The organism is Deinococcus sp., from assembly GCF_018260405.1.
Classification (GTDB): domain Bacteria; phylum Deinococcota; class Deinococci; order Deinococcales; family Deinococcaceae; genus Deinococcus.
The window spans coordinates 1-9,992 of the sequence record NZ_JAGLBG010000088.1 but is presented as its reverse complement, the minus strand read 5'-3'; the positions used below and the strand labels follow the sequence as shown (position 1 = coordinate 9,992).

The 9,992-nt window shown below is 61.3% G+C and carries 12 protein-coding genes; 9 read left to right on the top strand and 3 right to left on the bottom strand.

Features of this window, described 5'->3' with window-relative positions; all coding sequences use genetic code 11:
• Positions 1–121: 121 nt before the first annotated feature.
• From QZ269_RS10560 to QZ269_RS10550, 3 genes are all read right to left on the bottom strand, one after another.
• Positions 122–2,299: a hypothetical protein gene (locus QZ269_RS10560; protein WP_291426675.1), complete on the bottom strand. Its 2,178-nt coding sequence runs from the start codon at positions 2,297–2,299 to the stop codon at positions 122–124.
• 73 nt (positions 2,300–2,372) lie between these two features.
• Positions 2,373–2,801 carry a biopolymer transporter ExbD gene (locus QZ269_RS10555; protein ID WP_291426674.1) on the bottom strand — a complete coding sequence of 143 codons (429 nt, stop codon included), beginning with the start codon at positions 2,799–2,801 and terminating at the stop codon, positions 2,373–2,375.
• Position 2,802: 1 nt separating this feature from the next.
• Positions 2,803–3,498, bottom strand: a complete 696-nt coding sequence (locus QZ269_RS10550) for a MotA/TolQ/ExbB proton channel family protein (RefSeq protein WP_291426673.1) — start codon at positions 3,496–3,498, stop codon at positions 2,803–2,805.
• Positions 3,499–3,781: 283 nt separating this feature from the next.
• On the opposite strand from QZ269_RS10550, the gene sufC reads away from it, so the two are divergent.
• The 9 genes from sufC to QZ269_RS10505 form a co-directional block, all read left to right on the top strand.
• Positions 3,782–4,537, top strand: coding sequence for a Fe-S cluster assembly ATPase SufC (gene sufC, locus QZ269_RS10545; protein WP_291426672.1), 756 nt, complete (start codon positions 3,782–3,784; stop codon positions 4,535–4,537).
• 24 nt (positions 4,538–4,561) lie between these two features.
• Entirely contained in the window at positions 4,562–4,831 is a 270-nt protein-coding gene (locus QZ269_RS10540) for a type II toxin-antitoxin system Phd/YefM family antitoxin (RefSeq protein WP_291426671.1), read from the top strand.
• Positions 4,828–5,085 (top strand): Txe/YoeB family addiction module toxin, encoded by a 258-nt coding sequence (locus QZ269_RS10535; protein ID WP_291426670.1) that lies wholly within the window; start codon positions 4,828–4,830, stop codon positions 5,083–5,085. Before QZ269_RS10540 ends, QZ269_RS10535 begins: the two co-directional genes overlap by 4 nt.
• A gap of 18 nt (positions 5,086–5,103) precedes the next feature.
• Positions 5,104–6,510 carry a Fe-S cluster assembly protein SufB gene (sufB, locus tag QZ269_RS10530; protein ID WP_291426669.1) on the top strand — a complete coding sequence of 469 codons (1,407 nt, stop codon included), beginning with the start codon at positions 5,104–5,106 and terminating at the stop codon, positions 6,508–6,510.
• 53 nt (positions 6,511–6,563) lie between these two features.
• Positions 6,564–7,043 carry a hypothetical protein gene (locus QZ269_RS10525; protein WP_291426668.1) on the top strand — a complete coding sequence of 160 codons (480 nt, stop codon included), beginning with the start codon at positions 6,564–6,566 and terminating at the stop codon, positions 7,041–7,043.
• A 56-nt stretch (positions 7,044–7,099) separates the two neighbouring features.
• A complete protein-coding gene (locus QZ269_RS10520; protein ID WP_291426667.1) occupies positions 7,100–7,318 on the top strand; it encodes a hypothetical protein in 219 nt (72 codons plus the stop codon).
• A complete protein-coding gene (locus tag QZ269_RS10515; RefSeq protein ID WP_291426666.1) occupies positions 7,319–7,714 on the top strand; it encodes a PIN domain-containing protein in 396 nt (131 codons plus the stop codon).
• Between the two features lie 9 nt (positions 7,715–7,723).
• A complete protein-coding gene (gene sufD / locus QZ269_RS10510) occupies positions 7,724–9,076 on the top strand; it encodes a Fe-S cluster assembly protein SufD (RefSeq protein WP_291426665.1) in 1,353 nt (450 codons plus the stop codon).
• Between the two features lie 182 nt (positions 9,077–9,258).
• The coding region (locus QZ269_RS10505; protein WP_291426664.1) for a hypothetical protein at positions 9,259–9,992 on the top strand (734 nt) is incomplete at its 3' end.

Here is a 9,992-nt window from a genome sequence, read left to right as displayed (position 1 = left end):
GGCCGTTCGTTGAGTCTTCACACACCAACGTAACCGACCCCACTTGCTTTTTGGTCAAAAAGGTTCCGGACTACTGAGCTAATAAAGTTGGCGTTTAATTCGGGGCGGACGCACTACCTATTTAGTCCTTGAGATACACCACGCGGCAGGCTTTCCCTGCGGCGCGGAACTGAGCGGCGGCGCTGGCGTCCAGCTGGGCATCGGTCAGCACCGTGGAATTGGGGGCAAATTTGGTGGGCCGGATTTTACTGGCCTTGATCCGCGTGACATTTTTGAACGCGCCGATCCCGCCTTCGGACGTGATGTAGGTTTGCAAGTCGCCCTCGACCACCAGCTTGCTGCTCACGCCCTTGACCAGTTCGGCGTCGGGCCAGAGCTGATTGCCTGCATTATCGAAAATGAAACTGGTCATGTCGCGCTGAAAGTTGCCCAGGCCACGCACGTCCACGATCACCGTGCAGTTCAGCAGGCGGTCTTCGCTGCCTGCCGCCGCACCGCCCCCGCCCCCGGCGCGGGCCTGCTCGCCGCCGCCCGCGCCCGCAGCATTGCCCGCCCCGTCGCCGGAGCCAGTTCCCGAACCGCGTCCGGGGGGCGTTGCGCTTCCGCTGGAGCCGCTGCCGTCTCCGGCCCCATTGCCTGTGCCATTGCCTGGGCGTCCGGTGGCCGCTTCGCCTGTTCCTGCGCCGCTGCCCGGTTGGTCGCCCGCGCCGCCACTGGTATTTCCGCGTCCGCTGGCTGGGGGGCCCGTGTCTGGGCTGGCACCTGCGCCGCTCGCCGTACCCCGTGTGGATTCGCGGGCCGCTGCCGGAGCATCTGCGGTCGCGCCGCTGCTGCCCTCGGTGCCACGGTTGGGGGCGCCGGTTTGCACGCCCGGTGTAGTGTCCCCGGCTTTGCCCTCACGCGGGGTGCGGGTAGTCGCGCCGTCGCCTGTGCCTGTCCCTGTGCCTGTCGCCGCCTCTGGCGTCTGAGCTGTCTGGGGCCGCCCGGTTGCCGGGGCGTCGCCGCTGCCACTGCCGCTGGCCGCTGCGCCGCTGGCTGCCGGGGCTGGGGTGCGGGTTCTGGCCGCCGGGGCCGGGGCGTCGGTGGGGTTTACGCTGGATTCCGCCGCGCCGCGCCGCCCAGCAGCAGGTGTTTGTGCCTGGGGTTCCTCAGCCGTGGGCGTGGGGCTGACCCGTCCAGCGCGGCCTGTATCAGCCTGCGGCGTAACTGGAATCGGTTCTCCCCGGCCAGTCGTGGCTTCGGGAGCAGTGGCGGTCGGGGCGCTGCTCGCCTCGGGCCGCGCCGGAATTCGGGCCGCAGCCGGGGCCTCGCTCGGCGTGGTGTCGGGGGCCGTGCTGCGGGCTGGGGCGGGCGCTTCGGCATTCGGGGCCTGGGTGGTGGGGGCCTCGCCGCGTGTAGGCGCCGCAGAATCGGCCTGACTGTCGGGAGCTGCATCTTCGCGCCGGGGCAGCGCCGTGACCGGGGCCGGGTCGGGGGCAGGCGCGGCTGGGGCTGCTGGCTCGGGTGCAGCGGGCGTTTCGGGGGCAGGTTTTTGGGCATCAGGCTGCGGCTCGGGCGCGGCGGCGTCCGGCGTGGGGGTGGGGTCGGGGGTCTGCTGAGGAACCTCGGGCGCTGGGTTGGCGGGGTTGGCCTGGGAGGGCTGCGGCAGGGCCTGAGAGGTATCCGGCATCCGGATTTTGGCTCCGCTGCTGTCCTGAGCAATGGGCCTGGGCACGGGCAGCGGGTCCCCCCCGCTGACCCTAGGCAGGTCGGCGGCGGGGGCCTGAGTGGTGGCCGGATTGGGCGTTTCGGCGGGCACTTTGGCTGGGGTGGGGGCTGGGGTGGGGGTCTGCTGGGGCGAGGGCGCGACCGTTTTGGGCTGCGGGGCCGGTGCACTCACCGGGGACTGTGCCTCCGGCGGGGCTTTAGGGGTGGGGGGAGCGGGCGGGGGAGACTGCACCCTGGGGGGAGGCGGCGGCGTTTTTTGGGTCGGCGGGGTGGGGGCGACTCTGGGCGGCGTCGGCTTGTCCACTGGTTTGGGAAGCTGGGCTGTGCGGGCCGCGTTCTGTTTTTTCTGCTCCTGCTGAAGCTGCTCGGTCGGGGTAGACGGCATGTCCGGCGCGGGGGCCAGCGTAAGCACTTCCATCGGGGCGCGGGCCAGATCCTGAGCGGTGGGGGCGCGGTACACCGCAGGCGCGGGCCGCAGCAAAAACAGTCCGGCCAGCAGCGCACCGTGCAGCAGCAGGGTGGCGACCGCCGCAAGAGTACGTTCGCGCCGTTCGGGGTCGGGGGGCAGTGGGCGGCTGGGGAGGGTGGTCATGGTTGCCTCCCCGCGTTATGTCTCACGGCGCTATCTCTATGTCTCATGGTGCTACGTGTCCCCGCGCTATGTGTCATGGGGAGGCCCGGCGCGTTCCCAGCGCCAGCCGTTCGCCGCCAGACTGTTTAATCACGTCCATAACCTTGACCACGGTGCCGTAATTGCCGCGCTCATCGGCCCGCAGGCCCACCACGCCGCCGGAGATCTTGACCAGCGGCTTTAACTGAGTTTTCAGTTTGGTCAGGGTCGTTTCCTGGCCGTTCAGGTAAATCTTTCCGGTCTGGTTCACGCTGACAATCGGCAGAGCGGGCGTTTCCTGAACCGTCGTACTGGCGCGGGGTAAATCCAGCGGCAGGGCGTTTTGGCGTGCGCCCAAGCTGCTGGTCAGAAAGAAGAAAATCAGGAGCAGCAGCACGATATCCACCATTGGGGCAAAGTCGAAGTGGATGCTGTCGTCCTCGTCGCGTAGCCGCCTGCGGAGATTGGACTGCCGGGGAGCCATATCAGTCTCCAACCGGGGCAGAGGCTGGTGAGGGGTCGAAACTTAGGGCCACCTCCGGCACGCGCTGCGCGGCTGCGGGGCTAGCGCTGCGGCTCAGCCAGCTCGGTAACTCCTCGCGGACGCGCTCGGCCTGCACCATTACGCGGTCGGCTTTGGCTTTCAGGGCGTTGCGGGCCACATACGCGATGATGGCGACCATCAGGCCGCCCGCCGTGTTGACCAGCGCTTCGCTGATGCCCTGCGCCAGCTGTGCGGGCGTGGGCGCGGTGGTGTGGCTGAACACCAGAAAGCTGTTGACCATGCCGAACACCGTGCCCAGCAGCCCCAGCAGCGGCGCAATCTGGGCGCAGGTGCTCAGGGTGCTTAGCCCGGCGTAGGTGCGGGCGTCCTCGACCAGCAGCGCGGCGTTCATGCTGGCCTGCGCGGCGGCCTCGCCAAAGTGGGCGCGGCTCAGACCCGCCCGGAGCAAGCTGGCTGCCGGGGTCATCAGCCCAGCAGTGTCCACCTCGCGTAGCGCGGGTTCCGGCCCGCTTTCGGCAGTAACGGCCCGCACCCGCTCGATGAGCATGCCGCTGTCTTGGCCCAGCCGTCCCAGCGCCAGCGCACGCATGACCACCAGATAGACCACGAAAAGCGAAAGGGCCAGCAGCACCCACAGCAGCGGCCCGGCATGACGAATAAGGTCTAGGACGTTCATTGCTTTCAGGTTGCCACGCCGCAGTATGGCAAGCGTGAAAAGCCCAGCCACACGGTCACGTTGGCGCTGCTGACAGGGAGCTAGCGGGTAGAATGCGTCATCGCCCCGAGCGGCCCCGCACAGCAGATTTGGGCGCTTTCCCCGGAGACGCAGAACTGCTCTAACGAACGCAGGCAGCAGTCCGTATGATATACACCCGGCACAATCCACAGTAACCCGCTCAAGTTTCGGTTAAACTGGGCGAGTAGGCAGGAATCATTCCTAGATTCCCTAAAGGAGACACATGACCAACCAACTGGAAATCCGCAACCTGCACGCCACCGTCGGCGACAAAGAGATTCTGAAAGGCATTGATTTGATCGTGCCACATGGCGAACTGCACGCCGTGATGGGGCCAAACGGCAACGGCAAAAGTACCCTCGCCAAAGTGATTGTGGGCGACCCTGAGTACACCGTGACCCAGGGCGAAGTCCTCGTGGACGGCCAGAACATTCTGGAGATGGAACCTGACGAACGCGCCCGCCTCGGCGTCTTTCTGGCCTTCCAGTACCCCGTGGAAATCCCCGGTGTCACCATCGCCAACTTCCTTCGCCTGGCGATGCAGGCCCGTAAAGGCGAGGGCGAGGAAGTGAGTTTTGCCGAGTTTTACGGCAAATTAAAGAAGTCGCTGGACGTGCTGGAATGGGACGAAAGCATCGTGGAGCGCTACCTAAACGCGGGCTTTTCGGGCGGCGAAAAGAAGCGCAACGAGATTTTGCAGATGCTCATGCTGGAGCCGAACTACATCATCATGGATGAAACCGACAGCGGCCTGGACGTAGACGCGCTCAAGATCGTGTCTAAGGGCGTGAACAGCTTGCGCGGGCCTAACCTCGGCGGCCTGATTATCACCCATTACCAACGCCTGCTGGACTACATCGTGCCCGACAAGGTTCACATTATTGTGGACGGCAAAGTCGTGCAGACGGGCGGCGCCGAACTGGCCAAGAAACTCGACAGCGAAGGCTACGACTGGGTCAAGGAGCTGGCAACCGCTTAAGCCTGAGAGTGAAGGAGGCAGAAAATGACGGCTTATTGCCTCAAATACTTTGAGCAAAACGCTAGTCGGATTGTTAAGGAAGCGTCCGAGAGTACGGAGATGATTACTGTGACGCTCGACAATGGCGAATCAGTCGTCATCATGCCCAGTCGTAGGGCCGCTGGACTCACGGAAACGGAACTTCTGTCTGCTAACCCAGCCAACCGCCAGCATATTCTCGCTGCTATTGAGGACGACCGCCAGGGCTACATTCCTCGTAAGAGTCTTGAAGAGTTGGACACGCGGCAATCATGAATCTCAGCTTTACTGTGCGCGGTGGGGCCGACTCTCTCTGGCTGCGTGACCATGAGCCAAAGCACAAGCGCAGGCTTAGGAAATTGTTGGACGAGTGTTTGCGAACGCCGTTTGAAGGAACGGGCAAACCTGAACTGCTGAAGCGCGAATTTTCTGGTTTTTGGCCGCGTCGCATCAGCGACGAGCACCGCCTCATTGACGCGGTTGACCCTGACGCGATTACCGTTATCGTTTGCCGCTCACACTACGAATAATACGAATAAGGAGTCAACATGACCGTTAATCCCGAAGCAAGTCAAATTAACAAAGAGTACGAGTACGGCTGGAGCGACCCCGAAAAATACGCTATCAAAGCGCCCAAGGGCCTGAGCCGCGAAGTTGTAGAAATGATTTCCAAGACCAAGGACGAGCCGCAGTGGATGCTGGATTTCCGCCTCAAGGCGCTGGACATCTTCTACGCCAAGCCGATGCCCGAGTGGGGCGCTGACCTGTCGGGTCTGAACCTCGACGAGATTTACTACTACATCAAGCCTGAAGGCTTCAACTCGCGCAGCTGGGACGACGTGCCCGAAGACGTGAAGAATACCTTTGAGCGCCTTGGCATCCCCGAGGCCGAGCGTGCGGCGCTGGCAGGCGTGGGCGCGCAGTACGAGTCCGAAATGGTGTACCACAACCTCAAGGAAGAATGGGAAAAGCTGGGCGTGGTCTTCCTGTCTATTGAGGACGGCCTGAAGGAATACCCCGACCTTTTCCGCGAGCACTTCGCCACCATCGTTCCGCCCGAGGACAACAAGTTTGCGGCGATTAACTCGGCGGTGTGGTCGGGCGGCAGCTTTGTGTACATCCCCAAGGGCGTGAAGGTGGATATTCCCCTGCAAACCTACTTCCGCATCAATGCCGAGAGCAGCGGGCAGTTTGAGCGTACCCTGATCATTGTGGACGAAGGCGCACAGGCTCACTACATTGAAGGCTGCACTGCGCCTGCCTACAGCTCCGACTCCTTTCACTCGGGCGTGATTGAAATTGTCGTAAAAGAAGGCGCACGCTTCCGCTACTCCACCATTCAGAACTGGAGCCACAACGTCTACAACCTCGTGACGCAGCGGGCCGCCGTATACGGCAACGGCGTGATGGAATGGGTGGACGGCAACCTGGGCAGCAAGGTCACCATGAAGTACCCTGCCTGCTACCTGCTGGAAGAAGGCGCACGCGGCGAAGTGCTGAGCATCGCCATGGCCGGGCGCGGGCAGCACCAGGACGCAGGCGCGAAGATTGTCCACTTTGCCCCGCACACCAGCGGTACGATTGTCTCCAAGTCTATTAGTAAAGATTCGGGCCGCAGCTCTTACCGTGGTCTGGTCAAGATTTACGAAGGCGCGAAGGGCAGCAAAACCAACGTAGAATGTGACGCCCTGCTGCTAGATGATGAAGCCCGCACCGACACCTACCCTTACATTGAGATTGAAGAAAAAGATGCCCGCGTGGGCCACGAAGCCACCGTGAGCAAAATCAATGACGAGCAGATTCTGTATCTGCAAAGCCGGGGCCTGAGCGAAGACGCGGCGGCTGGCCTGATTGTGCGCGGTTTTATTGAGCCGATTGCCAAGGAACTGCCGCTGGAATACGCGGTGGAACTGAACAGGTTGATTGAGTTGGAAATGGAAGGCAGCGTCGGGTAAACGCCGTTACTTTTGGGTGACGACGTGGGGACTGGGAAAGGGTAGAAAGAGCCATGCTAGCTATAAAAGCCATTCTTAGATTTACAACTGCATTTTTTCTACTGCTGGGGCTAATGTTTTGGCTTTGGCTTACTTCTGCCAGTGTGAATGGCTGGCAAACATGGTTGTTTCGTGCGGGACATAAGATAGCCTATGTGCAAGATGAGGATGCGGGTTCACGCATAGTTGCCTTTGTGTTGCGTCCCCATGAAGATGTAACATACGCCGTTAAGTCCTGTATCCATTCATTTGACAAGATGCTTTTGCAAGATGGCACTTTTGTCCACTGCGTTGCTTACGGTTCTGTAAATGATGCTGAGCTTTCAAAGGCAAACCCCCAGCTTGTTTGCGAAACGGGCCGTGCCATTCAAATGCCTTATGGCACTGCTACAAACGCTGAGATTCTAATCAATCACGGTGAGAGATGTGGTGAGCAGCCAAACTATCTGCCTCAATATGTCCGTGACTATACCAACAAAACAAAGCAGATTTAGCCCAAGCTTAAGCCTCTGCGCTTTGGGGATGGGGCAGGAAAGGAGGGTGAAACGCAATGACCGCATCGAAGGAACTTCACGAGCGCATTGACCGTTTGCCTTCCGAATCTCTGGAAAGGATAGCGGCGGCAGTTGCCAAAGAGGAGCAGGTTCAGCGGCACTTGGAAGCGCTACGGGCTTTTCAAGCCGACTGGACACCAGAGGAGCAAGCCGCGTGGGATGAAGGCACCAAGCGCCGCCCGTTTCGCACGGTGCCCCTAGAGGAACAAGGCTGAATGCTGGCGCTGGATACCAACATCCTGATTGCCATGCAAAAGCGTGAGCCTGAAGCCGATAGCCGCTACGTCGCGGCACTGGCAGCGGGTGAAGTTCTGGCTGTTCCTTCCGTTGTTCGCTACGAAGCGCGACGCAGTTTGCTTGCCCCGCTCTACTCGCGCCGTCTACATGTGTTGGATAATTTGTTGACGTTTTTACCTTCTCTAGATTTTGACCAGCAAGCCGCCGATATTGCCGCCAGCATCTACCATCAACTCCGCAGTACAGGGCAGCTCATTGACGAGGCCGACATGATGATTGCCACAACCGCTGTGCGATACAACGCCACTTTAGTCACTCGTAATACCAGCCATTTTCAGCGCATTCAGGGCCTGGGTTTGCTGGATTGGCTTTAAGGAGAACCTATGACCAAATTCACCGAACAAATTACCCAAGCGGGCGGCCCGGAGTGGCTGACCACCAAGCGTCAGCAGGGGCTTGACCTGTTCACGTCGCTGGAAGTGCCCAGCGAGGGCGTGGAAGCCTGGAAATACACCCGCGTAGACGTGGATTTTGACCAGTTGCAACCCCACCCCAAGCGCGAGAGCATCAGCGACAAGGCCAAGCTGCCTACCAGCGTACAAAAGCGCCTGGAAAGTACCGACGCGGGCGCGTTCCTGGTGCTGGATGGGCCGGACGTGGTCTACCGCACCGAGTTGCCCGCCGAACTGCGCGAGAAGGGCGTGATTTTCACTGACCTGAAAACCGCCGTGGAGCAGCACCCAGGCAAGGTGCAGCAGTACCTCTACTCTGTAGTGCCCGCTGAAGTCCCCGACGATACCACCATCGCGGCCCCCGGCACCACGCCCAGCAAGTCGCCCGACCCCAGCGAAGGCAAGTTTTCGGCGCTGGCGGCGGCGCTGTGGACCAATGGTGCGTTTGTGTATGTGCCACGCGGCGTAGAAGTGGAATTGCCTCTGGGCTCCTTCCGCGTAATGAGCGAGGCGGGCACCTACACCGCCACCCGCACGCTGGTCGTGTGCGAGGAAAACGCGCAGGTGACCTTTATTGACGAGCAGGACAGCGAAGACCTGCCCGGCACCTACGCCATCGGCGCGGTGGAACTGGTGGTCAAGTCGGGCGCACGCCTGCGCTACGTGTCCATCCAGAACTGGGGCAAGGGCGTGACCCACATCCAGCGGCAGCGCGGCGACGTGGAGCGCGACGGCACGCTGAACAGCCTCGTGGTCACCATGGGCGGGACGCTGAGCCGCACCGAAATGCAGAGCTACCTGCGCGGCGAAGGCTCTGATTCCGAGATGCTGGCCCTGTATTTTGCCAGCGAAGACCAGCACTTTGACCACTACACCTTGCAACACCACGCGGCGGCGCACGCGCACAGCGACCTGCTGTACAAAGGCGTGAACAGTGACGAAAGCGTGGGCGTCTTCAGCGGCATGATCAAGGTAGACCTGAACGCCCAGAAAACTGACGCCTACCAGAAGCACCGCACGCTGATGTTGAGCAGCGAAGCCCGCAATTTCAGTGTGCCGCAACTGGAAATCAACGCCAACGACGTGCGTTGCAGCCACGGCAGCACCACTGGCCCCGTGGATCAGGAAGCCCTGTTTTTCCTGCGCTCACGGGGCATCAGCAAGGAACAGGCCGAGAAGATGCTGGTGACGGCCTTCCTGGAAGACGTGCTGAGCCGCCTGCCCCTTCAGAGCGTCGTGAAGTACATCGAAGGGATTATTGCGCAGAAGGTCGGGGCCGCTTAAGCCTGAGCCTTTTTTTCGTCGTCGGTCAGCCTTCTTAAGGGGCTGGCCGCTTTTAGTGAATTTTGCGAAAAGAGCAGGATGTGGAATGAAGGGGGCGGCAGTGTTGTTCCGACGTGCCCATCATTCGGAGAACTGCTCTAAGTTGGGCCACTAGTCATCAGTGAGCCGATACACTTAAAGCTATGACCTGCTTGCGTTCGGTGCTGCTTTTCACCGTGGTGGGGGCTTGTTTTTGGCTGGGGCTGGGCAACCTTGTGGCGCTGGCTGGGGCGAAGGCGGGCGGGAGGGTACAGACAATGGCACAGGTTTTACGCTTTGAGCAGTGGCTAAATCCGGCCACGGGTGAAACGGTCAGGCTGCGCTACGACGGACAAAAGACCACGCTGGAGCGCGGCGGCAAGGTGCAGGCAGTTACGGCGACTCCCTTTGACGAGGCGGCGGCGCGGGCACAGATGCACGCAGCCCAGGACTTTATGACCCGCTGGGACGTGCTGCGCCTCTTGTCCTGGCGTCAACAGTGGCTGTCCTGGCGTTACAAATCGTTGGCCGAGGCCAAAGCCGGGTTTGTAGCGGCGGGCTTTCCAGCGAAGCTCTGGGACGACATGAACACGTTCAGCCGGGCCATCGGGTGGCCCACCCCGGAAGATGGTTTGGATGCGCTGGGCACGTTTGCAAGCGCGGGAACTCTGTCCGGTGACGGGACTTTGAGCGTTTCGGTGGGCGACCAGAAAACGGTGATCCGTTCTAGTGACCCACAGTGGAAAGACAACCTGCTGGTCAATCCCACGCCGCAGATTCAAGCCCTTTACGCTGCCCTAAACGCTTTCCCGACTTCGGACATTAGAGGCTGTCTGAGGCCCATATCGTCGGAGTATCCATGCTGCCCTCTTCATCAGGCGCACAATCGCTGGAGCAG

Excerpts from the sequence above, each read along its gene's own strand:
- QZ269_RS10515 (WP_291426666.1), top strand. The coding sequence starts at position 7,319 with ATGCTGGCGCTGGATACCAACATCCTGATTGCCATGCAAAAGCGTGAG.
- sufC (WP_291426672.1), top strand. The coding sequence starts at position 3,782 with ATGACCAACCAACTGGAAATCCGCAACCTGCACGCCACCGTCGGCGAC.
- sufB (WP_291426669.1), top strand. The coding sequence starts at position 5,104 with ATGACCGTTAATCCCGAAGCAAGTCAAATTAACAAAGAGTACGAGTAC.
- QZ269_RS10560 (WP_291426675.1), bottom strand. The coding sequence starts at position 2,299 with ATGACCACCCTCCCCAGCCGCCCACTGCCCCCCGACCCCGAACGGCGC.
- QZ269_RS10555 (WP_291426674.1), bottom strand. The coding sequence starts at position 2,801 with ATGGCTCCCCGGCAGTCCAATCTCCGCAGGCGGCTACGCGACGAGGAC.
- sufD (WP_291426665.1), top strand. The coding sequence starts at position 7,724 with ATGACCAAATTCACCGAACAAATTACCCAAGCGGGCGGCCCGGAGTGG.
- QZ269_RS10535 (WP_291426670.1), top strand. The coding sequence starts at position 4,828 with ATGAATCTCAGCTTTACTGTGCGCGGTGGGGCCGACTCTCTCTGGCTG.
- QZ269_RS10520 (WP_291426667.1), top strand. The coding sequence starts at position 7,100 with ATGACCGCATCGAAGGAACTTCACGAGCGCATTGACCGTTTGCCTTCC.
- QZ269_RS10525 (WP_291426668.1), top strand. The coding sequence starts at position 6,564 with ATGCTAGCTATAAAAGCCATTCTTAGATTTACAACTGCATTTTTTCTA.
- QZ269_RS10550 (WP_291426673.1), bottom strand. The coding sequence starts at position 3,498 with ATGAACGTCCTAGACCTTATTCGTCATGCCGGGCCGCTGCTGTGGGTG.
- QZ269_RS10540 (WP_291426671.1), top strand. The coding sequence starts at position 4,562 with ATGACGGCTTATTGCCTCAAATACTTTGAGCAAAACGCTAGTCGGATT.